Here is a 21441-nt window from a genome sequence, read left to right on the forward strand (position 1 = left end):
ACGGCCGGAACGCAGATGGCAGAGCCGCAAACGCCCGAGCCGGAAACGGCCGGAACGCAGATGGCAGAGCCGCAAACGCCCGAGCCGGAAACGGCCGGAACGCAGATGGCAGAGCCGCAAACGCCCGAGCCGGAAACGGCCGGGACGCAGATGGCAGGGCCGGAAACGGCCAGGGCGCAGGGGGCTGGGCTGGGCGCCGCACCCGTGGATGGCCGGCGGGAGCGGGAAGCGAGCGCTGGGCAGCGGCGGAAAGCGGACCCGGAACGGGTTCTGGCGTCGTACCCCTGGGTCTTTGATCCTCAGAGCCTGCGTGAGCAGGCCGGCGAGCCGGACCGGCTGTGGGGTTTGCTCGACCGGCTGACCGACCGGCTGGAATACGCCGAGCGGGACAACGTGCGCGCCGGGCTGCTGAGCCTGCGTGCGGTGGTCTCGCGGGTCCTGGGTGAGCTGGACGACGCGCTCGCCGACGGCCGGGACGCTCTGCGTCACGCGGAAGCGAGCGGCGAGCTGCGTCCGATTTCGATCGCTCAGGCGCGGCTGGCGCACGTGCTGCAGTGGCGCGGTGAGTTCGCGGAGGCGGACCGTCGTTACGAGCTGGCCGACTCGCCGGAGCTGCCGGCGCGGGTGCGCGCGGAGATCCGGGAGCTGGCCGGGCGGTCGGCGTTCGAGCAGGGGCGCTATCTGGAGGCGGTGAACCACTTCGAGACCGCGCTGAACATCCGCCAGGGTGCGGACCCGGAGCTGGTGCAGCGTGTCGAGCTGGCGCTCGACGAGATCACCCGGCGCACCGGCGACGGTGGCTGGGGGCCCTACCCGCGCAGCCGGGACGAGGTGCTCGGCCTGCCGGCCGCGCCGATGCCGCTGCAGGACGAGGGCACGGGGCTGTGGGGCTATGCGGCCACGGTCGACCCCCGGTACGCGCAGGCGCAACCGTTCGCCGAGGGCGTGGCCTGGGTGCGCCGCCCGGATTCGGCGGCGTGGGAGCTGATCAACCAGGCCGGTGAGCTGCTCATCGGGGCCGACGCCGGCTATCTGGATGCCGGGCGTTTCGCCGAAGGGCTGGCCTGGGTGCGGCGGCAGGGCGGCGGCTGGTTCGCAATCGACCGGGAGAACCGGACGGTCGTGCCCGGCGGTTTCGAGGAGGCGCTGCCGTTCCGGCACGGGATGGCGCTGACCCGCGCCCACGGTGTCTGGGGTGCGATCGACCGGCGCGGCCGGATCGCGGTGCCGCGGCGCTACCAGCGGTTCGCCACCGTGCTCCACGCCGGCGGCCCGGTGGAGGGCTTCACCGACGAAGGTCTGGCGGTGATCGAGGAGAACGGCCGGTTCGGGGTGCTGGACCGGACCGGACGGCAGCTGGTTGCGCCGGCGCACGCCGCCGTGGTGATCCACCCGTCGGCGTTCCTAATCAGTGACGAAACCGGCGCCTGGGGCGCGCTGGACCGGCAGGGCGGGCCGCTGGTCGAGGTGATCCACCGGGAGGCGGCGGAGGCGGCGGCCGAGGCCGAGCGGCTGGTCCCGGAGGCGCGCCCGGTCCTGTAGGCCCGGATAGGGTCGAGGCATGGAGCACCGTCATCTCGGCCGTTCCGGCCTGCTGGTCAGTGAGATCGCCTACGGCAACTGGATCACCCACGGATCCCAGGTCGAGGAGGACGCCGCCGTCGCCTGCGTGCGTGCGGCCCTCGACGCCGGCATCACCACATTCGACACCGCCGACGTCTACGCCGGCACCCGCGCGGAGGAGGTGCTGGGCCGGGCGCTGCACGGCGAGCGCCGGGAAGGCCTGGAGATCTTCACCAAGGTCTTCTGGCGGACCGGCCCGGGCCCGAACGACAGCGGCCTGTCCCGCAAACACATCATGGAGTCGATCGACGGCTCGCTGCGCCGGCTCGGCACCGACTACGTCGACCTCTACCAGGCACACCGGTTCGACCACCACACGCCGCTCGAGGAGACCATGGAGGCCTTCGCCGACGTGGTGCACCGCGGCAAGGCGCACTACATCGGCGTCTCCGAGTGGTCCGCCGAGCAGATCCGGGCGGCCAAACCGCTCGCCGACGAGCTGAAGATCCGCCTGGTGTCGAACCAGCCGCAGTACTCGATGCTGTGGCGGGTCATCGAGGCCGAGGTGGTGCCCGCCTCGGTCGAGCTGGGCCTGGGCCAGATCGTCTGGTCACCGCTGGCGCAGGGGGTGCTGACCGGCAAGTACAAGGCGGGTGAGCAGCCGCCGGCCGGGTCGCGGGCCACCGACGAGAAGTCCGGGGCCGGCTTCATCGCCCGCTGGCTGGAGGACGACGTCCTGAACGCCGTGGCCCGTCTGAAGCCGCTCGCCGACGAGGCCGGCCTGACGATGGCGCAGCTGGCGGTGGCGTGGGTGCTGCAGAACCCGAACGTCTCCGCGGCGATCATCGGGGCGTCCCGGCCGGAGCAGGTCCACGACAACGTCAAGGCGTCCGGCGTGAAGCTGGACGACGGACTGCTGAAGAAGATCGACGAGATCGTCGACCCGGTCGTCACCCGGGACCCGGCGCTGACCACCAGCCCGGCCCAGCGGCCCTAGCAGGTGAGGGGCCCGGCAGGGCCCCTCACTCTCAGTTGCTCCAGAAACGCATCAATTCGAATCCGTACGCGTAGAGCCACGGCGGCACGTTGAGGAATTCGGCCAGCGCGTTGACGAACCGGTAGAAGTAGTCGCCGACCTGTGTCTGCCAGAGCAGCAGGAACAGCACGAGGAAGCCGAACGGCGCGGCCACGTTCCAGGCGCGCTGGTAGGCGGGGCTGAAGAACGGCGAGATGATGCCGCCGCCGTCCAGACCCGGCACCGGCAGCGCGTTGAGCACACTCGCGGTCACCTGCAGGAACGCGAGCAGGGCCAGGGCCGCCCAGAACTCGATGTGCTCGGCGCTGCTCAACGTGTACCGCCCGGTGACGGACTCGGTCAGCTCGGGCGCCATCCCGGCCAGGAACGGCACCGCCACCAGGATCGCCAGCACCACGTTGGTCAGCGGGCCGACCGCACTGATCAGCGAATCCTTGATCCGGCTGCGGATGTAGCGGTGATCAACCCAGACCGCACCGCCGGGCAGGCCGATCCCGCCGAGGATCACCACGACCACCGGCAGCACGATCGAGAGCAGCGGATGGGTGTACTTGAGCGGGTTGAGGCGCAGGTAGCCGCGGTCGGCCACGGTCAGGTCACCGGAGAAGTAGCCGGTGAGCGCATGTGCGTACTCGTGCAGGCAGAGCGAGACGATCCAGCCCGAGATGACGAACAGGAAGACGTCGAGCTTGACGTTGCCGAAGCGGGTCCACGTCATGACCCCGCTCACCACGAACACCGCGACGATGCCGACGAAGACCGGGCTCGGCACGAAGGCATTGCGCGGTGTCCGCGTGTAGACCGGTTCGTAGGTCACGTCATTCCGCCGGCTGCAGGCTCATCTGGTAGTCCACCCGGTCGTCCTCGACCAGCACGACCGTGTTCACCCCGGCGGCCTGCAACTGCCGCCACTCCTGCCCGATCCAGGACTCCGCGTCCGCCTGGCTGCTGAACGTCTCGGCCGGCCCGTCGACCGGTTTCCCGTCGACGTCCTCGTACCGCCAACTCCACGGCATTGAGCCGCCCCCTCATGTCGTCCGTCGGTGGGCTTCCACCCTACGGCGTCGGAGTGTGCGACCCGGCTCTAAGGTACGGGGCATGTCCGAAGATCGGTGGAACACGGTCCTGGTGCTCGGCGGAATCCGCTCCGGCAAATCCGCGTTCGCCGAATCCCTGGTGGCTGACGCGCCCTCGGTGCGCTATGTGGCCACCGCGGTCGGCGGCGAGGACGATCCCGAATGGCTCGCGCGGATCGAGGCGCACCAGCGGCGCCGCCCGCAATCGTGGTCCACCGAGGAGACCGGTGGCGACCCGGCTCGGCTGGCCACGCTGCTCACCGAGGCGAAGCCGGACGAGACCCTGCTCGTCGACGACCTCGGTGGCTGGGTGGCGTCGGTGCTGGACCCGGCTCGGCAACCCAATGACGACGAGGCCGACGTGACGGCGCTGGCCGCGGCGGTCCGGGCCTGTGCGGCCCGGCTGGTGCTGGTCAGCCCGGAGGTGGGGCTTTCGCTGGTGCCGGTGACACCGGTCGGGCGGGCGTTCGCGGATGCGCTGGGCACCACGAACCAGGCGCTCGCCGAGGCCTGCGACGGGGTGGCCCTGGTGGTGGCCGGGCAGCCGACGTGGCTGAAGCGGGAGACGCTGGCCGAACGCAAGGCGCAGGCGGTGGCAGCACCCGCCGAGCCGGCGGTGCTCTCCTCCGCGCCGCCCTCGGTCGCCACGCCCGCGCCGCCCGCGGTGTCCGCTCCCCCGCCGCCGCCCGTGCTCACTCCGGAGCCGGCGATCGCGGCGCCCACGGCGACCGAGCCGGCCACCGTGACCGAGCCGGCCACCGTGACCGAGCCGACCATCGCGGCACCCGCCGCGCCCGCTGAGACGCCGGTCCGGGATGTGCTCACCGAGCGCACCATGACCCTCCCGCTGGTCGCCTCGGGTCTCACCGAGATCAAGCCCGGCATGGACCTGCCGATGCCGAGCAGCGACGCCGGCCCCGACGCGCGAGACCGCCTGACCGACATCGATCTGCCGGGCGCCGGCCTCGGGACGCTCGCCGAGGCCGTCGAGTTCGCCGCCGCCACCCAGGAGACGGCCGTGCCGCGGCCCTGGTCGTCGGTGCGGGTGCTGCTGATCGGTGGCCGCCACGCCGGTGGCGCCGCGGCCGGGGCGGATCCGTTCGACGTGGAGCGCCGGATCGCCGAGGCCGAGGCGGGCACCGGCCTGCTCGGGCGGCTCGCCGGGCAGGCGGGTGCGGACATCGCGGTGCTGCGGACCGCCGACGCGGGTGCCATGGAGGACGGTCCGGTCACCGACGAGACGACCGTCGAGGCGGCGCTGCGGCAGGGCTGGCAGCTCGCCGACGCCGCCGCCGACGCGGGCCGGGACGCGGTGCTGCTCACCGGCCTCGGTACCGGCCTGGAAGCGGTCGCCACGGCCGTGCTCGCCGCCACCACCGGCGCCGAACCGGTCGCCATGCTGCCCCGGGTCCTGCTGCCCGGCGGCCGTTTCGACGACCACGCCTGGATGGTGCGCTGCGCGACGATCCGCGACGCGCTGCACCGCATCCGCCAGGAGCCGCGCGGCGCCACCGACATCCTGCGCGAACTCGGCGGCCCGGACCTGGCCGCCGCCACCGGTGTGCTGCTCGGCGCCGCCGCGCGCCGCCTTCCGGTGCTGTTGGACGGCCCGTTCGGCATCGCGGCCGGCCTGGTCGCGCGGGATCTGGCCGCGCAGACCCGGCACTGGTGCCTGCTGCCGGAGGCCGGCACGCTCGCGCTGGTCAAGCAGGGCGCCGACGTGCTCGGCCTGACCCCGGTCCTGCAGCTCGGACTGGACCTGGGCGAGGGTGCGAACGCGCTGACCGTGCTGCCGGTGCTCCGGACCGTGGTGGGCCTGGCTTCGGCCCTGCCGGTGCACCCGGCGCTGCTGGCCGAGCACGGTGACGCGGGCCTGGCCGGGGACAACGCCGAGAACAGCGCCGAGAACAGCGCCGAGGACAGCGCCGAGGACAGCGCCGAGGACAGCGCCGAGGACAGCGCCGAGGATGACGGCACGAGTGCTTGACGGGCTGCGGCTGGCGGTCACCACGTTGACCGTGCTGCCGCTGCGGGCCGGGCGGGTCGACCGGTCGGCCGCCGCCGTCGCGATGACGGTGGCCCCGGCCGTGGGGGCGCTGCTCGGCCTGGCCCTGGCGGGCCTGCACGAGGGGCTGCGCGCCGCCGGATCACCCGCGCTGGTCGCGGCCGGGGTCACCGTCGGGGCAGGCGCGTTGCTGACCCGGGGGCTGCACCTCGACGGGCTGGCGGACACGGTGGACGCGCTGGGGTCGTACCGAAGCGGCGCCGCCGCCCTGGAAATCATGAAAAAGCCGGACATCGGCCCGTTCGGGGTTGCGGCGCTCGCGGTGACGTTCCTGATTCAGGCGGCGGCCGTCACCGAGGCCGGCCCGTGGGCGATCGTGGCCGCCTGGGCGACCGGGCGGCTGGCCCTCACGGTGGCCTGCCGCCGCGGCGTGCCGGCGGCCCGCCCCGACGGGCTGGGCGCCATGGTCGCGTCAACCGTGCCGCTCGCGGCTCTGCTGGTGGCCGCGGCCGCCGTCGCGGGTCTGGCGGCAGCCGCGGTGCCGGGCCGTCCCTGGCAGGGGCCGGCCGCGGTGCTCATCGCACTCTTCGCGGTGGTCCTTCTGGTGCGCCACACGGTACGACGGTTCGGCGGCGTGACGGGGGACGTGCTGGGCGCGGCCGTGGAAACCGCGACCACGGTCGTCTTGGTCGTGGTGACGCTCGGCTGAGCGGCGAGCGCCGGAGGCGAGGGCCCGGAGCCGAGGACTCCGGGCCGGCGGCCTCAGCGGACGGACGGAGTTACGAACGGCGGCTTGGTTACGCGCGCCTCGATGCGGCGGCCCCGGATGTCGACCTGGACCAGGTCGCCGTCGGCGAGGCCGGCTGCCGTGTCCAGCAGCGCCAGCGCGATGCCGACCTTCTTCGTCGGCGAGAAGGTGCCGCTCGTGGTTTCGCCGACGAGCGTCTCCCCCGCGTACACCTGCATGTGACCGCGGGGAATGCCGCGACCGGTCAGCTCCAGGCCGCGCAGCTGCCGCCGGGGACCGGCGGCCTTCTCGGCGAGCAACGCGTCGCGGCCCCAGAAGGCCGGCTTGTCCCAGCCCACCGCCCAGCCGGAGCGGGCCTGCACCGGGCTGATCTCCAGGGACAGGTCCTGGCCGTGCAGCGGGTAGCCCATCTCGGTGCGCAGCGTGTCGCGGGCGCCGAGCCCGCACGGCCGCACCCCGGCCTCGATGATCGCGTCCCAGACGGCGGGCGCGTCGTCCCAGCCGATGACCAGTTCGTAGCCGTGCTCACCGGTGTAGCCGGTCCGGCAGACGATCAGCTCGGCCCCGCCGAAAGCAGCGGTGTCGAACGACATGTAGCCGTGGCCGGTGGGCAGGCCGAGCTTGCCCAGCAACGGGGCCGACTGCGGGCCCTGGACGGCCAGGACGGCGTAGGAGCGGTGCTCGTCGGTCACCGTGACGCCGGCGGGGGCGGCCTCGGTCAGGCGGCGGACCACCTCGGCCGTGTTGGCGGCGTTCGGGATGAGGAAGACGTGGTCGTCGGCGTGCAGGTAGGCGATCAGGTCGTCCACGACGCCGCCGGACGAGTCGCAGCAGAGTGTGTACTGCGCCTTGCCGGGAGCGATCCGGCCCAGGTCGTTGGTGAGGCAGGAGTTCACGAAGGCGGCCGCGCCGGGGCCCCGGACGGTCGCCTTGCCCAGGTGCGACACGTCGAAGACGCCGGCCGCTTCCCGTACCGCGGCGTGTTCGCGCAGGACACCGCCGCCCGCGTACTCCAAAGGCATCTCCCAGCCGCCGAAGGCGGCGAACTTCGCGCCCAGCGCGACGTGGCGATCATGCAGGGGCGACCGGAGAAGTTCGGCAGACATGAGACTCAACTTACCGGTGACCTTGGGGCTGGTTAGAGTCGCGGGGACAACACCTCTTCCCAACAGCCGGGATCGCACCCAACCGGTGACGGCCCGGCCCAGACGTCGGAGTGCCCGAGTGACCCAGCCCAGCCTCAGCCTGGTCGACACCGACCCGGCCGAATCGGCGGTCGATGCCATCGTCATCGGCCTGCACAGCCAGCCCGAGGAGGACGGCGCCCTGCTGCCGGCCGCCGGTGCCGAGAGCATCGCCGCGGCGTTCGACGGCAAGCTGACGGAGACGCTGGCCCTGCTCGGCGCTAGCGGCGCGCCGGGCGAGGTGACCAAGCTCGCCACGCTCGGCACGATCTCCGCTCCGCTGCTGGTCGCGGTGGGTCTCGGCAACGAGCCGACCGGCGCGGCGCCGGAGCTGGAGACGCTGCGCCGGGGCGCCGGCGCCGCGGTACGCGCGCTGGCCGGCAGCGCCACCGTCGCGCTGGCCCTGCCCCTGCCGGACGACTCGGACGCGCCGCCAGTGCTGCGTGCCGTGCTGGAGGGGGCGCTGCTCGGCTCCTACCGCTTCGCCGGTTACAAGTCGAAGCCGCAGAAGGGCCGCCGTGACCCGGTGAGCGTCCTGCAGCTGCACGTCCCGGACGCCGCCGACTCGGCCCTCGCCGCCGAGCTGCACCGCGCCGGCGTCGTCTCCCGCTCGGTCCGGCTGACCCGGGACTGGGTCAACATGCCGCCCAACGAGCTGCGCCCGGCCGGTTTCGCCGAGTTGGTCGCCGAGGCCGCCACCGAGGCCGGCCTGGGTGTCGAGGTGCTCGACTTCGAGCAGCTGAAGGCGGGCGGTTACGGCGGCATCGTGGCCGTCGGCCAGGGCTCCGAGGCGCCGCCGCGGCTGGTCAAGCTGACCTACACGCCGGAGGGGGTCTCCGAGCCGAAGCGGGTGGCGCTGGTCGGCAAGGGCATCACCTTCGACACCGGCGGCGTCAGCATCAAGCCGGCCGCGGGCATGTGGGAGATGAAGTCCGACATGGCCGGCGCGGCCGCGGTCGCTGCCACGCTGCTCGCGATCGCCGCCCTCAAGCCGGGTGTCGCGGTCTCCGGTTACCTGGCGATCGCCGAGAACATGCCGTCCGGGTCGGCGTACCGGCCGGGCGACGTGATCACCATGTTCAACGGCAAGCGGGTCGAGGTGTTCAACACCGACGCCGAGGGCCGCATGGTGCTGGGCGACGCGATGGCCCGGGCCTGCGCGGACGGCACCGACTACCTGTTCGAGACGTCGACGCTGACCGGCGGCCAGGTGATCGCGCTGGGCAAGCGGATCGCCGGCCTGATGGGTTCGGCCGAGGCCACCGCGCTGGTGCAGGCCGCCGGCGACGCGGTGGGCGAGCCGGCCTGGCCGATGCCGCTGCCGGACGACGTCCGCAAGGGCATGGAGTCGGAGATCGCCGACATCTGCCAGACCAACTCCAGCCTGGACCGGGCCGGGCACATGCTGCAGGGCGGGGTCTTCCTGCGCGAGTTCGTCACCGAGGGGGTCGAGTGGGCGCACATCGACATCGCCGGCCCCAGTTACCACACCGGTGAGGCCACCGGTTACTGGACCAAGGGCGGCACCGGCGTTCCGGTGCGGACGCTCCTCAAGCTGATCGACGACCTGGCCTGATCGGCCGGCGCTGCCCGGCCCGGTCCAGTAAGGTCAGGCCGGGCGGCGCCGTTGCCGTTCGTTGTAATCGCGCATCCGTTGTGGGTAACCCATCAGTTTCACGTCATAGATGGGCAGCGACAGCTGGTGTGCGAACCGGCGCGCGATCTCAGGTGACTCGATGCGTCGCCTGGTCCATTCGCCGTCGTGTGCCACGAGCAACAGCGTGGTCTCGGTCACTGTCGTCTGTGGCTCGATGAATCCCTCGACACCGCGCCGCGACCGGACGAATTGCGTAAGATGCTCGAGATCGGCCTGCTCAACCCGCCGTCCACTGGGCCCGGCCGACCGGGGGCGTCGCCGAAACCAAGCCACTGCCGCTCCTCACGTTCGATGCGGCAAGGGTACGACGACGCGACGTGTCGTGGGGCACCTGGCTGCATTGACCGGCTCCGGAAGTGACAAGATGTCGGTGACGGGACTGTGACCGTTTCCATTGTGTGACCCACATGGCGAAACGATGCGACTACTGGAGTCAACGTGAGCCAGCCCAACGGCGGAACCTTCGACATCGTCATTCTCGGCGCCGGCAGCGGCGGCTACGCGGCTGCTCTGCGTGCGGCCGAGCTCAACCTCTCGGTGGCCCTGATCGACAAGGCGGAGCTGGGCGGCACGTGCCTGCACCGCGGCTGCATCCCGACCAAGGCGCTGCTGCACGCGGCCGAGATCGCCGATCAGACGCGCGAGAGCGAGCAGTTCGGCATCAAGGCGGACCTGGTCGGCATCGACATGGCCGGGGTGAACGCGTACAAGGACGGCGTGGTCGGCCGGCTCTACAAGGGCCTGACCGGTCTGCTGACGCACAACAAGAACATCACCGTGGTGAACGGCGCGGGCAAGCTCGTCAGCCAGGACACCGTCGAGGTGGACGGCCAGCGTTACACCGGCCGCAACGTCATCCTGGCCACCGGCTCCTACTCGCGCTCGCTGCCCGGCCTGGAGGTCGACGGCAAGCGGGTGCTGACCAGTGAGCACGCCCTGGTGATGGACCGCGTCCCGTCGTCCGCGATCGTCCTGGGCGGCGGCGTCATCGGCGTCGAGTTCGCCAGCGTGTGGAAGTCGTTCGGCGCCGACGTGACCATCATCGAGGCCCTCCCCCGGCTGGTCGCCGCGGAGGACGAGGACATCTCGAAGCAGGTCGAGCGCGCCTTCCGCAAGCGGAAGATCAACTTCAAGGTCGGCAAGCCGTTCGAGAAGGTCGAGCACACCGACAACGGCGTGCGGGTCACCATCGCCGGCGGCGAGACCCTGGAGGCCGAGGTCCTGCTGGTCGCGGTCGGCCGCGGCCCGACCACCGCCAACCTGGGGTACGAGCAGCAGGGCATCACGCTCGACCGCGGTTTCGTGATCACCAACGAGCGTCTGCACACCGGCGTCGGCAACATCTACGCCGTCGGTGACATCGTGCCCGGCCTGCAGCTCGCGCACCGCGGCTTCCAGCAGGGCATCTTCGTCGCCGAGGAGATCGCCGGACTGAACCCGGCCGTGATCGACGAGGCCGGCATCCCGCGGGTCACCTACTCCGACCCCGAGGTCGCCTCGATGGGCTTCACCGAGGCGAAGGCCAAGGAGAAGTACGGCGCGGACAAGGTCTCGACGTACAACTACAACCTCGGCGGCAACGGCAAGAGCCAGATCCTCAAGACCGCCGGCTTCATCAAGCTGGTCCGGGTGAACGACGGCCCGGTCGTCGGTCTCCACATGGTCGGGGCCCGGGTCGGCGAGCTCGTCGGCGAAGCCCAGCTGATCTACAACTGGGAGGCCTTCCCGGAGGAGGTCGCTCAGCTCGTACACGCCCACCCGACGCAGAACGAGGCGCTGGGCGAGGCCTTCCTCGCGCTCGCGGGCAAGCCCCTGCACGCGCACAGCTGAGTCCAGCGATCCACCGTTCATAAGGAGTTTGGGGAAAAATGCCGGTATCGGTAACCATGCCGCGGCTGGGTGAGAGCGTCACCGAGGGCACCGTCACGCGCTGGCTGAAGCAGGAGGGCGAGCGAGTCGAGGCCGACGAGCCGCTGCTCGAGGTCTCCACCGACAAGGTCGACACCGAGATCCCGTCGCCCGCCGCGGGCGTGCTGACCCGGATCGTGGTCGGCGAGGACGAGACCGCCGAGGTCGGCAGCGAGCTGGCCGTCATCGCCGGTGAGGGGGAGGACGCCGGTTCCGCCGCCCCCGCCCCGGCCCAGGAGGAGCAGGCAACGGAGCCTGAGCCCGAGCCCGCCGCGCTGAACGAGCCGTCGACCGAGAAGCCGGTCGAGGAGGAGGCCCCGGCGCCGCAGACCGCGGCCCCCGCCGGGAACGCCGAGGGTACGGCGGTGAAGATGCCGGCGCTCGGCGAGAGCGTCACCGAGGGCACCGTCACCCGCTGGCTCAAGCAGGTCGGCGAGGAGGTCGAGGTCGACGAGCCGCTGCTCGAGGTCTCCACCGACAAGGTCGACACCGAGATCCCGTCGCCGGTGGCCGGCACCGTCCTGGAGATCAAGGTCCCCGAGGACGAGACCGCCGAGGTCGGCGCCGAGCTCGCCATCATCGGCGCCGCGGGCAGCGCGCCGGCGCAGCAGGAGGCCCCCAAGCAGGAGGCGCCCAAGCAGGAAGCCCCCAAGCAGGAGGCTCCGAAGCAGGAGGCTCCGAAGCAGGAGGCCCCGGCGCAGCCCGCCCCGCAGCCGCGGATCGAGTCGGCGCCCGCGCCGAACGTGTCCGGCGAGTCCTACTCGACCCCGGCGCCCGAGGCGGAGACCAAGCAGCCGGCACCGGCGCAGCCGGCCGCTCCGGCCGCCGAGACGGTCAAGGCGAACGGCGCCGGCGACGCCGGTTACGTGACCCCGCTGGTCCGCAAGCTGGCCGCCGAGAAGGGCGTGGACCTGTCCTCGCTGACCGGCACCGGCGTCGGCGGCCGCATCCGCAAGCAGGACGTGCTCGACGCCGCCGAGAAGGCCGCCGCTGCGAAGGCTGCCCCGGCGCCCGCCGCCGCTCCGGCCGCCGCGCCGGCGCAGAAGGCCCCGGCCAAGGCCGAGCCGAGCCCGCTGCGTGGCCGCACCGAGAAGCTGACCCGCATCCGGGCCACCATCGCCCGGCGCATGGTCGAGTCGCTGCAGATCTCGGCGCAGCTCACCACGGTGGTCGAGGTGGACGTCACCAAGATCGCCAACCTGCGGAACAAGGCGAAGGCCGACTTCCAGGCCAAGCACGGCGTGAAGCTCACCTTCCTGCCGTTCTTCGCCCTGGCCACGGTCGAGGCGCTGCAGCAGCACCCGGTCGTCAACTCCTCGATCGACGTCGAGGCCGGCACGGTCACCTACCACGGCGCCGAGCACCTGGGCATCGCGGTGGACGCGCCGAAGGGCCTGGTCGTCCCGGTTCTCAAGGACGCCGGCGACCTGAACCTGGCCGGTCTGGCCAAGCGGATCGCGGACGTCGCGGAGCGGACCCGCAACAACAAGATCGGTCCGGACGAGCTGGGCGGCGGCACCTTCACGCTGACCAACACCGGTAGCCGGGGTGCGCTCTTCGACACCCCGATCATCAACCAGCCGCAGGTCGGCATCCTCGGCCTCGGCGCGGTGGTCAAGCGCCCGGTGATCGTCAACGACCCGGAGCTGGGCGAGATCATCGCCCCGCGCTCGATGGTCTACCTGGCCCTCAGCTACGACCACCGGATCGTGGACGGCGCGGACGCCGCCCGCTTCCTGGGCACGCTGAAGGAGCGCCTGGAGGGCGGGCACTTCGAGGCTGAACTCGGCCTCTGACCCGTTCGTCGGTTTCAGCGACCGGGGGCACACCGCGAGGTGTGCCCCCGGTTTGTTTTGCGCTCAGGAATTCTCGGGAAAGAATCAGGGCATGCGGATCGTCATGGCCGGAGCTTCCGGCTTCCTCGGCACCCGGCTGGCCGACCGGCTGCGGGAGAGCGGTCACCAGATCACCCGGCTGGTGCGGCGACCGGCCGAGCGGCCGGAGGAGGCCACCTGGGAGCCCGCGCAGGGCCGGCTCGACCCGGCGCTGCTCTCCGGCGCGGACGCGGTGATCAACCTGGCCGGGGCCGGCATCGGCGATCGCCGGTGGACCGCCCGCTACAAGACGGTGCTGCGCACCAGCCGGATCGACACCACCGACACCATCGCCCGGGCGATCAAGCAACTTCCCGGCGAGGAGCGCCCGCGCACGCTGCTGCAGGCCTCCGGCGCGGGGTGGTATGGCGACACCGGCGACCAGGCCGTCACCGAGGAGGCGCCGGCCGGCACCACGTTCCTGGCCGACCTGTGCCGGGTGTGGGAGGCCGCGGCCCGGCCCGCCGAGGACGCCGGCACCCGGGTGGTGCTGCTGCGCACGGCGCCCACGATCGACGCCGGCGGCTCGCTGCTCAAGCCGCTGCTGCTGCCGTTCAAGCTGGGCGCCGGGGCACGGATCGGCGGCGGCCGGCAGTGGATGGCGTGGATCGCGCTCGCCGACTGGCTGAACGCGGCCGAGTTCCTCCTGGAGCGGGAGGACGTCAGCGGCCCGGTCAACGTGGTCTCACCACAGCCGGTCACCAACGCCCAGTTCACCAAGGCGCTGGCCCGTGAGCTGCACCGGCCGGCGCTGTTCACCATTCCCGGCCCGGCGCTGGACCTGGTGCTCGGTGAGCTGGCCGGGGAGACTCAGCGCAGTCAGCGGGTGCTTCCGGGGGTCCTTTCCGGCGCCGGGTTCGCGTGGGCGTACCCGGGAATCGACGCCGCGCTGGCGGCGTCGCTGCGGCCGGAAGCCGTGATGGCTCCTTGAGTCTCGGCAGGTACTTGCTAACCTGCCGCTTGATGTCAGTAACCGCCCCCGCCCCCGCCGCCTCCGCGGACCCGCCCTCCGAACCGGCGGCAGCGCCGCTCGGGGCCCGTCCGTGGCGTGCCCATCTGACCGTCGCGCTGATCGCGCTCGCCCTCGCCGTCTACGTGACGAGCGGGCTGTGGCGCGACCCGTACGATCACGTGCTCTCCGACAACGTCGGGGACCAGGCGTGGTTCGAGTGGCTGCTGGGTTACGGCGTGCACATCCTGTCGCACGGCGCCGATCCGTACTTCGCCGAGATGATGAACGCCCCGCTCGGCGTCAATCTGGCGGCGAACACCGCGATCACGGTGTACACGGTGCTTTTCGCCCCGCTGACCTATCTGGCCGGGCCGCAGGTCAGCTTCGTGACCATCCTCACCCTGAACCTGGCCGGGTCCGCCTTCGCGTGGTACCTGTTCCTGCGCCGCTGGCTGGTGCGCAACCCGGCCGCCGCCGGGCTGGCCGGCCTGTTCTGCGGGTTCGCGCCCGGGTTCATCTCGCACGCCAACGGCCACCTGAACTGGACCGCCGGCTGGGTCGCCCCGGTCGTGCTGTGGCAGGTGCTGAAACTGCGGGAGCCGGGCCGCTGGCTGCGCAACGGGCTGGTGCTCGGCCTGCTGCTCACGGTCGGCTTCTCGATCGCGCCGGAGGGCCTGTTCTACACCGCCCTGGCCAGCGGTGTGTTCCTCGGCGTGTGGGCGCTGGCCCGGCCGGTCCGGGCGGAGGCCCGCGAGGCGCTGCCCACCGTGCTGCGGGCGCTCGGGGTGACCGCGGTGGTCGCCGGGACCCTGCTGTCCTACCCGCTCTACATGCACTTCGCCGGGCCGCTGACGTTCACCGGCACCGGGTTCAACCAGCGTTACTTCGTCGAGGACACCGCGGCATACCTGTCGTTCCCCAGCCGGTCGCTGGCGGCACTCTTCGGCTTCGGCTCCGACCTCGGCCCCAACCGTACCGAGGAGACGTCCTTCTTCGGCGTAGCCCTGATCCTCCTGATGGGCGCCTCGCTGGCGCTGCTGTGGCGGCGGGCGGAGCCCGGCCGCCGCGCGACCCTGCGCGCGGTCGCCGTGGTCGGCCTGTTCTTCCTGGTCCTGTCCTGGGGCCCGCGGCTGAACTGGATGGGCGAGGAGCTGGACATCATGCTCCCCTACGCCGCCCTGGCCCACCTGCCACTGTTCGACTCGGCGCTGCCGCTGCGCTTCGCGCTGGCCCTGGTCGGTGTCTTCGGCATCCTGCTGGCGCTGATCACCGAGCAGCTGTTGGACCGGCGGATCACCTCGGTCACCGTGCAGACGGCGCTGAGCGCCGGCATCGTGGTCAGCCTGCTGCCGATCTTCCCGCTCCCGGTGCGCCACCAGGAGCGCGCCCCGGAGCCGGCCTTCATCGCGAACGGCACCTGGCAGCGGTACGTGTCGGAGGAAGGCGCGCTCACCGCACTCCCCTTCGCGCTGAACGTGCACGCCGACGGGCAGCGCTGGCAGGCCTACACGATGGCCCGGGGCGAGACGCCGTTCCGCATGCCGGACGGCTACTTCCTCGGCCCGCAGACCGACGGCGAGGAGGGACGCAAGCAGATCGGCCGGATCGGCGCCCCACCGCGGCCCACCGACTGGCTGTTCACCCGCGCCGCCCTGTACGGCTACGTCGCCCAGCTCACCAACGCCGACCGGGCGCAGGCCCGTGCCGACTTCGCGTACTGGGGGGTCGAAGCGGTGTTCCTGGCCGACGAGATCACCGGCTCGGACCACCGGATCCTGTTCCGGGAGGCCGTCGCGACCACCGCCACCGAGCTGCTCGGTGAGCCGGAGCGGGTGGACGACGTGCTGGTGTGGCGCATCCGTCCAGGAGTGGACCCGGTCGACCGGTGAGTAGGCTTGCCGCTGTGACTACTGATGTGCTGACCGTCCTCCGCCCCGGCCTGGTCGACTACGTCGAGGCCTGGGAGGAGCAGAAGCGCGTGCACTCCGCTGTCGCCGACGGCTCGCAGCCGGACACCGTCCTGCTGCTGGAGCACCCGAGCGTCTTCACCGCCGGCAAGCGCACCGAGCCGGCGGACCGGCCGTTCGACGGGACGCCGGTCGTCGACGTGGACCGCGGCGGCAAGATCACCTGGCACGGCCCGGGTCAGCTGGTCGGCTACCCGATCCTCAAGCTGGCCGACCCGGTCGACGTGGTGGCCTACGTGCGCCGTGTCGAGCAGATGCTGATCGACGTCTGCGCCGAGTTCGGCGTGACCGCCGAGCGCATCGAGGGCCGCAGCGGCGCCTGGGTCAAGGCGACCGACGGCGGCCTGGACCGCAAGATCGCCCAGATCGGCATCCGGGTGTCGCGGGGTGTGACGCTGCACGGCTTCGCCCTCAACTGCGACTGCGACCTGGCAAACTTCGACCGCTTCGTGCCGTGCGGCATCCGGGACGCGGGCGTGACCTCGCTCAGCGCCGAGCTCGGCCGGCCGGTGCCGGTCAGCGAGGTGCTCCCGGTCGTCGAGCGGCACCTGCCGACCCTGTTCTGATGGCCGCCCTCTACCGCGACCCGCGCGACAAGCGGGTCTTCGTCCCCAAGCCGGGTGGCGGCGTGGTGCTCAACTTCGGGCACCCGATCGCCTGGACGATCCTGGTCTGCACCACGATCGTCCCGTTCGCGATCGTCGCCGCCGTCACTCTCGCGGTGATCCTCTAGGAATCCGCCAGGCCCGGACCCTGCCGTCCGGGCCCTGGCAGGCCAGGTGGTCGCCGGCCCGCTCGCACACCACCTGGGTGGCGCCCGGGATCAGCCCGCGGATCTCCCCGCTCTGCCAGTCGGCCACCCAGGTCCGGTCCTCGTCCCCGCGCAGCAGCAGGTCGCCGGCCGGGAAACCACGGCCGACCTCGGCCAGCTCCCGGCCGGTGTCCGGATCGAGCATCACGACCCGGCCGTCCGCCGTGGTCGCCAGCCCGTCGTCCGTCCAGGCCGTCCGCCTGATGTCGGACCAGCGGACCGCCCCGGTGAACGGGTCGATCGCGGTCAGGCCGGCGGTCGTGGCCACACAGATCTGGCTGCCGCACCGGGTCAGGTGGGACGGCGCGGCCCGCGGCACCGTCCACAGCTCGGTCAGGTCGGGCAGCCGCAACGCGGTCACGCTGCCGGCGCCCAGCGCGTACAGCCGAGAGTCGTCGACGGTGACGCGCACGAAGGCGTCACCGGTCCGCTCGAAGGTGTCGCTGACCGGCGCACCGGTCCGCACCACCCGGGCGTGGGCGACACCGTCCTCGTCGACGACGATCAGGTAGCGGCCGGTCGCGGCGGCGGCGACCACCCGCGTCGCGAACGGCTGCCACCAGACCATCCGGCGGGCGCCCAGGTCCAGCAGCCCCAGCCGGCCGTCCTCCCAGACCGCGATCCGGTCACCGGCCGCAAACGCGAACTGATAGCCCTCCGGCTCCCAGCGCACCCGGCCGGTGCCGCGGTCCAGCACCAGCGTCACGACGCCGCTGAAGGTCACGATCAGGTACGGCCCGTGCTCGGCCAGCACCGGAGCCGCGCCGTCCCCCTCGATCCACCGGCTCCACGCCACGCCGCCGCCGTCGAGCGTGCGGGCCGTGACCTGCACGTTGCCGGCCACGACCTGCGCGCTGACGAGCAGGTCGGTGGTCAGCAGCCAGGACGACGCCCGCTGGTCCGTGCCGGCGACCGTGGTCAGCGGCCCGTAACCGTCGGCCCGCACCGCGGACGAGCCGACCAGCAGCAGGACGAGGGAGAGGGCCAGGGCCGCCTTCCACGGCTTTCGCTGCGGATGGCGGCCCGGCCGGGGCAGCGGGGTCGCATCGAGGTCGATCAGCATCCCTGGATTCGACCCCACCGCGTGTGAAGGCGTCGTCAGTTACGGGGCGATGCGGGTCAGGTCGCGCGGGAACGCGGTGGTCTCCCGGACGTTCGCCACGCCGGTCAGGCGGGCCACGAAGCGTTCCAGGCCGATCGCCCAGCCGCCGTGCGGGGGCATGCCGTACCTGAACCCGTCGAGATAGCCCCGGTACGGCTCCAGGTCGTCGAGAACGGCGACGTAGTCCTCGTACCGGTGCAGCCGCTGACCACCCGTGACGATCTCCAGCCCGCGGAAGAGCAGGTCGAAACCGTTCGAGAACTGCGGGTCCGCCGGGTCCGGATGGGTGTAGAACGGCCGCTTGCGCATCGGATAGCCGGTCACGTAGAGGAACTCCGACCCGTGCTCACGCCGCGCCCACTCCCCCAGCGCCCGCTCGTGCGCGGGCGCCAGGTCCGGCTCGTCGGCCGGCGCGCCGGCGATCCGCAGCGCCTCGGTGAAATGCACCGCCGGGATCTCCGCGGGCACCTCCGGCGTCTCCTGCCCGGTCCGCGCCTCGACCTCGCCCAGCATCCCGGCGAGCGTCCTGGTCAGCGCGGCCATCACGTCCCGGTGGTCGGCGATGAAACCCATCTCGGCGTCGAGCGAGGTGTACTGCGCCAGATGCCGCGCGGTGTCGCTCGGCTCGGCCCGGAACACCGGCCCCACCTCGAACACCCGCTCGAAGACACCGACCATCAGCTGCTTGTAGAACTGCGGCGACTGCGCCAGATAGCCGGGCCGGCCGAAATAGTCCAGCTGAAAGACGTTCGCCCCGGACTCGGTCGCCGACTCCACGATCTTCGGCGTCTGGATCTCGACGAACCGCTGCGCCTCCAGCGCCTCCCGGAACCCTTTTGTGGCGGCGGCAGCAATCCGCAGGTTCGCCGCCCGGCGCGGATGCCGCAGAGCGAGAGCGGCATGGTCCAGCTGGGCGGGCAGGCCCGCGCTCAGCGCGGGTCGATGCAGCTCAAACGGCAGGGGTACGGCCACAGCGCTCACCACGCGAATCTCAGGTTCGGTGAGTTCCACACCGTGCGGAGCCTGCTCGTTCGCGGTGACCACGGCGCGCACCTCGACGACGCTCTCCTCGGTGAGCTGCTCCAGCTGCTCCCGGGTCTGCGGGTCGGTGACGACGACCTGGCTGAGACCCTCGGCGTCCCGGACGATCAGGAAGGCCACCGACTTGAGCAGGCGGCGGCGGTGGATCCAGCCGGCGATCGTGACTTTCTCGTGCACGTGCGCGGTCAGCTGGGTGGAGAGGATGCGTTGCATGGCTCGAACCTCCTCTGGTTTGCAACGCGGCCCCAGGGAGGTGCGGGCGAGCGGGATCCTCGCGGTACCACCGCACCTTCGCGCCCTCTGGCGAGAGCGCCTCTTGTCATGCTCCGGCTCCGGGGTGTCTTCACGCTCCGGCGCACGGGCCACCCTCACAGCGGACAGGTGACTCTCTCGGCCGGCGGATCGGAGCGTTACTCGTTCCCATCAATGCCGTGGCGGCGACTTTAACAACGTCTGCCCCACTGTGCACAAGATTTTTGGCAGGGCTCGGTGAGTGCACTCACACCCTGCGCCGGGTTGGCTCCCGGCGGGCGTATCTTCGGGTTGTGACTATTGCTCCCGAGGGCCGCCGCATGCTGCGCATCGAGGCGCGCAACGCCGAGACTCCCATCGAGCGGAAGCCGCCGTGGATCAAAGTCAAGGCGAAGATGGGCCCTGAGTACACGCAGATGCGCGGCCTGGTGCAGAAAGAAGGACTGCACACGGTCTGCCAGGAAGCCGGCTGTCCCAACATCTACGAGTGCTGGGAAGATCGTGAGGCCACCTTCCTGATCGGCGGCGACCAGTGCACCCGGCGCTGCGACTTCTGCCAGATCGACACCGGCAAGCCGGCCGAGTTCGACGCCGACGAGCCGCGCCGGGTCGGTGAGTCCGTCGCCACCATGGGTCTGCGCTACGCCACGGTCACCGGCGTCGCCCGCGACGACCTGCCCGACGGCGGCGCCTGGCTCTACGCGGAGACCGTCCGCCAGATCCACCAGCTGCAGCCCGGCTGCGGCGTGGAGCTGCTCATCCCCGACTTCAACGCCGACCCGGCCCAGCTCGCCGAGGTTTTCGGCGCGAAGCCCGAGGTGCTGGCGCACAACGTGGAGACGGTCCCGCGCATCTTCAAGCGGATCCGCCCCGGCTTCCGCTACGAGCGGTCCCTCGACGTGATCACCCAGGCCCGCGCGGCCGGCCTGGTCACCAAGAGCAACCTGATCCTCGGCATGGGCGAGGAGCGAGCCGAGATCTCGGCCGCCCTCCGCGACCTGCACGCGGCCGGCTGCGAGCTGATCACCATCACGCAGTACCTGCGGCCGACCCCGCGCCACCACCCGGTCGAGCGCTGGGTCAAGCCGGAAGAGTTCGTCGAGCTGCGCGAGGAGGCCGAGCAGATCGGCTTCGCCGGCGTGATGAGCGGGCCGCTGGTCCGCTCCTCCTACCGCGCGGGCCGCCTCTACCGCCAGGCCCTCGACGCCCGAGGCTGACCCTCCCACCCGCCGCCGGCGGCCCTGCTGCCCACACCTTGGCGCGGGGCCGCAACAGACCCGGGCAGCATTGAGCGCCAGCAGCAGGGGTGTAAGCCCGGCTGCTGGCGCTCAATGCTGTGGGACGGAAGGCTACTTTTTGCCCTTCTTCACCTTCTTGCCCTTCTTGCCTTTACTTCCGGAACGTGATCCCGCCGTCTCTGTGGCAAGCGACGGCATCACCATCCTTCCGAAGATCATCACCAGCGGCGCGATCCAGGCCCACCAGGGCACACCGGATCCCGGCCCGAACAGCGCTTCGACCACCTGATAGGCCACATCAAGGGCAGCATCCACAATCGGCCTCCGAGGGGTGAAAGGCACGTGCCGGACATGACGACTCCCAAGCCGGGAGTCGGCCCTCAATATCGGGGCCAGCACGCAACCCCTTAGCTTTCCGGCGCACCAACCTCACCCGCGCGGCCCGCTGCACAAATCCGGATACCAGAGACGCCGAATCGTCGCCCACACAGCCATCACGCCGCCCATAACCCGCACCACCTACGGCCCAGCCCACCCAGCCGTCGCCCACACAACCAACACCCCGCCCATAACCCGCACCACCTACGGCCGAGCGCGGCCGGCCGGCGCCCGCACGGGCATTACGGTCCTCAGGGCATGCGCCGCCTACGGCCGAACGCGGCCGGCCTGCGGCCGCACGGGCATCACGGTCCTCAGGGGATGCGCGACCTACGGCTTGGCCGGTCACGCTGCGAGAGAGTCGAGTGGGCCTGGCGCCTGCCACCGGGTCAGCAGGCACTGCGGCCGAAGGGCCATGCGTTCATCGTCGGCAGCGGCGGAGAGCGCCGGTCAAGTGCCCGCGGTGGAGCATCCCAAGATCGGCGTCACGGTCACGGGCAGTTCTTCCCGAGGGTAAGACGACGCCGGGCGGGCGAATGTCGAGACGGCTGCTGGGGCCGACTTCATGGGCGCCGGCCGGACGGCGGGCGGTCGGCCAGCGGCAGCGGGCGGTCGGCCAGCGGCAGCGGCAGCGGCAGCGGGCGGTCGG

At 71.8% G+C, this 21441-nt stretch carries 19 protein-coding genes; 12 read left to right on the plus strand and 7 right to left on the minus strand.

Translation table 11 applies throughout. The features are described 5' to 3' along the window. Nucleotides 1-204: 204 nt before the first annotated feature. Together AB0F81_RS37055 and AB0F81_RS37060 are read left to right on the plus strand one after the other, a co-directional pair. Complete coding sequence (locus AB0F81_RS37055) at nucleotides 205-1542, plus strand: WG repeat-containing protein (protein ID WP_360205228.1); 1338 nt, start codon at nucleotides 205-207, stop codon at nucleotides 1540-1542. A gap of 19 nt (nucleotides 1543-1561) precedes the next feature. Next, nucleotides 1562-2560, plus strand: coding sequence for an aldo/keto reductase family protein (locus AB0F81_RS37060; RefSeq protein WP_360205231.1), 999 nt, complete (start codon nucleotides 1562-1564; stop codon nucleotides 2558-2560). Nucleotides 2561-2591: 31 nt separating this feature from the next. Here the strand turns inward: AB0F81_RS37060 and AB0F81_RS37065 are convergent, their stop codons facing one another. Both AB0F81_RS37065 and AB0F81_RS37070 read right to left on the minus strand, forming a co-directional pair. Next, nucleotides 2592-3416: a site-2 protease family protein gene (locus tag AB0F81_RS37065; protein WP_360205233.1), complete on the minus strand. Its 825-nt coding sequence runs from the start codon at nucleotides 3414-3416 to the stop codon at nucleotides 2592-2594. A gap of 1 nt (nucleotide 3417) precedes the next feature. Then, nucleotides 3418-3615, minus strand: coding sequence for a hypothetical protein (locus AB0F81_RS37070; protein ID WP_360205236.1), 198 nt, complete (start codon nucleotides 3613-3615; stop codon nucleotides 3418-3420). A gap of 82 nt (nucleotides 3616-3697) precedes the next feature. On the opposite strand from AB0F81_RS37070, the gene AB0F81_RS37075 reads away from it, so the two are divergent. Continuing rightward, nucleotides 3698-5662 (plus strand): bifunctional adenosylcobinamide kinase/adenosylcobinamide-phosphate guanylyltransferase, encoded by a 1965-nt coding sequence (locus AB0F81_RS37075; protein ID WP_360205239.1) that lies wholly within the window; start codon nucleotides 3698-3700, stop codon nucleotides 5660-5662. Next, nucleotides 5643-6389 (plus strand): adenosylcobinamide-GDP ribazoletransferase, encoded by a 747-nt coding sequence (locus tag AB0F81_RS37080; protein WP_360205241.1) that lies wholly within the window; start codon nucleotides 5643-5645, stop codon nucleotides 6387-6389. The genes AB0F81_RS37075 and AB0F81_RS37080 overlap by 20 nt, the downstream gene beginning before the upstream one ends. Nucleotides 6390-6442: 53 nt before the next feature. Here AB0F81_RS37080 and gcvT read toward each other — a convergent pair whose 3' ends face one another. Next, entirely contained in the window at nucleotides 6443-7534 is a 1092-nt protein-coding gene (gene gcvT, locus AB0F81_RS37085) for a glycine cleavage system aminomethyltransferase GcvT (RefSeq protein ID WP_360205244.1), read from the minus strand. Between the two features lie 118 nt (nucleotides 7535-7652). Here gcvT and AB0F81_RS37090 point away from each other — a divergent pair, with 118 nt between their 5' ends. Continuing rightward, entirely contained in the window at nucleotides 7653-9188 is a 1536-nt protein-coding gene (locus AB0F81_RS37090; protein WP_360205246.1) for a leucyl aminopeptidase, read from the plus strand. Nucleotides 9189-9221: 33 nt separating this feature from the next. On the opposite strand, the gene AB0F81_RS37095 is transcribed toward AB0F81_RS37090, so the two are convergent. Then, nucleotides 9222-9542, minus strand: coding sequence for a hypothetical protein (locus AB0F81_RS37095; RefSeq protein ID WP_360205248.1), 321 nt, complete (start codon nucleotides 9540-9542; stop codon nucleotides 9222-9224). A gap of 165 nt (nucleotides 9543-9707) precedes the next feature. Between AB0F81_RS37095 and lpdA the strand changes: the two genes are divergently transcribed. The 6 genes from lpdA (at nucleotide 9708) to AB0F81_RS37125 (ending at nucleotide 16703) form a co-directional block, all read left to right on the plus strand. Further along, nucleotides 9708-11099 (plus strand): dihydrolipoyl dehydrogenase, encoded by a 1392-nt coding sequence (gene lpdA, locus AB0F81_RS37100; RefSeq protein ID WP_360205250.1) that lies wholly within the window; start codon nucleotides 9708-9710, stop codon nucleotides 11097-11099. 38 nt (nucleotides 11100-11137) lie between these two features. Beyond that, entirely contained in the window at nucleotides 11138-12973 is a 1836-nt protein-coding gene (gene sucB, locus AB0F81_RS37105; protein ID WP_360205253.1) for a 2-oxoglutarate dehydrogenase, E2 component, dihydrolipoamide succinyltransferase, read from the plus strand. Nucleotides 12974-13064: 91 nt separating this feature from the next. Next, entirely contained in the window at nucleotides 13065-13982 is a 918-nt protein-coding gene (locus tag AB0F81_RS37110) for a TIGR01777 family oxidoreductase (RefSeq protein WP_360205256.1), read from the plus strand. Nucleotides 13983-14014: 32 nt separating this feature from the next. Beyond that, nucleotides 14015-15892, plus strand: a complete 1878-nt coding sequence (locus tag AB0F81_RS37115; protein ID WP_360205259.1) for a DUF2079 domain-containing protein — start codon at nucleotides 14015-14017, stop codon at nucleotides 15890-15892. 14 nt (nucleotides 15893-15906) lie between these two features. Beyond that, nucleotides 15907-16536, plus strand: coding sequence for a lipoyl(octanoyl) transferase LipB (gene lipB, locus AB0F81_RS37120; RefSeq protein WP_360205262.1), 630 nt, complete (start codon nucleotides 15907-15909; stop codon nucleotides 16534-16536). Beyond that, nucleotides 16536-16703 carry a peptide ABC transporter substrate-binding protein gene (locus tag AB0F81_RS37125; protein WP_360205265.1) on the plus strand — a complete coding sequence of 56 codons (168 nt, stop codon included), beginning with the start codon at nucleotides 16536-16538 and terminating at the stop codon, nucleotides 16701-16703. Before lipB ends, AB0F81_RS37125 begins: the two co-directional genes overlap by 1 nt. On the opposite strand, the gene AB0F81_RS37130 is transcribed toward AB0F81_RS37125, so the two are convergent. Then, a complete protein-coding gene (locus AB0F81_RS37130; RefSeq protein ID WP_360205267.1) occupies nucleotides 16681-17844 on the minus strand; it encodes a PQQ-binding-like beta-propeller repeat protein in 1164 nt (387 codons plus the stop codon). The two genes, AB0F81_RS37125 and AB0F81_RS37130, sit on opposite strands and share 23 nt — an antisense overlap. A gap of 39 nt (nucleotides 17845-17883) precedes the next feature. Continuing rightward, on the minus strand, nucleotides 17884-19137 hold the full coding sequence (aspS, locus tag AB0F81_RS37135; RefSeq protein WP_360205269.1) for an aspartate--tRNA(Asn) ligase: 1254 nt from the start codon (nucleotides 19135-19137) through the stop codon (nucleotides 17884-17886). Nucleotides 19138-19496: 359 nt separating this feature from the next. Between aspS and lipA the strand changes: the two genes are divergently transcribed. Beyond that, nucleotides 19497-20393 carry a lipoyl synthase gene (lipA, locus tag AB0F81_RS37140; RefSeq protein WP_360205277.1) on the plus strand — a complete coding sequence of 299 codons (897 nt, stop codon included), beginning with the start codon at nucleotides 19497-19499 and terminating at the stop codon, nucleotides 20391-20393. Between the two features lie 132 nt (nucleotides 20394-20525). Here the strand turns inward: lipA and AB0F81_RS37145 are convergent, their stop codons facing one another. Next, nucleotides 20526-20729, minus strand: a complete 204-nt coding sequence (locus AB0F81_RS37145) for a hypothetical protein (protein ID WP_360205272.1) — start codon at nucleotides 20727-20729, stop codon at nucleotides 20526-20528. Nucleotides 20730-21441 lie beyond the last annotated feature (712 nt).

The sequence above is a fragment of the Actinoplanes sp. NPDC024001 genome (genome assembly GCF_040638955.1).
Lineage (GTDB): Bacteria > Actinomycetota > Actinomycetes > Mycobacteriales > Micromonosporaceae > Actinoplanes.

Coding starts and splice junctions, on each gene's coding strand:
- sucB (WP_360205253.1), top strand. CDS start 11,138: ATGCCGGTATCGGTAACCATGCCGCGGCTGGGTGAGAGCGTCACCGAG.
- AB0F81_RS37060 (WP_360205231.1), top strand. CDS start 1,562: ATGGAGCACCGTCATCTCGGCCGTTCCGGCCTGCTGGTCAGTGAGATC.
- AB0F81_RS37075 (WP_360205239.1), top strand. CDS start 3,698: ATGTCCGAAGATCGGTGGAACACGGTCCTGGTGCTCGGCGGAATCCGC.
- AB0F81_RS37115 (WP_360205259.1), top strand. CDS start 14,015: ATGTCAGTAACCGCCCCCGCCCCCGCCGCCTCCGCGGACCCGCCCTCC.
- AB0F81_RS37070 (WP_360205236.1), bottom strand. CDS start 3,615: ATGCCGTGGAGTTGGCGGTACGAGGACGTCGACGGGAAACCGGTCGAC.
- lipA (WP_360205277.1), top strand. CDS start 19,497: ATGCTGCGCATCGAGGCGCGCAACGCCGAGACTCCCATCGAGCGGAAG.
- AB0F81_RS37125 (WP_360205265.1), top strand. CDS start 16,536: ATGGCCGCCCTCTACCGCGACCCGCGCGACAAGCGGGTCTTCGTCCCC.
- aspS (WP_360205269.1), bottom strand. CDS start 19,137: ATGCAACGCATCCTCTCCACCCAGCTGACCGCGCACGTGCACGAGAAA.
- gcvT (WP_360205244.1), bottom strand. CDS start 7,534: ATGTCTGCCGAACTTCTCCGGTCGCCCCTGCATGATCGCCACGTCGCG.
- AB0F81_RS37130 (WP_360205267.1), bottom strand. CDS start 17,844: ATGCTGATCGACCTCGATGCGACCCCGCTGCCCCGGCCGGGCCGCCAT.
- AB0F81_RS37110 (WP_360205256.1), top strand. CDS start 13,065: ATGCGGATCGTCATGGCCGGAGCTTCCGGCTTCCTCGGCACCCGGCTG.
- AB0F81_RS37080 (WP_360205241.1), top strand. CDS start 5,643: ATGACGGCACGAGTGCTTGACGGGCTGCGGCTGGCGGTCACCACGTTG.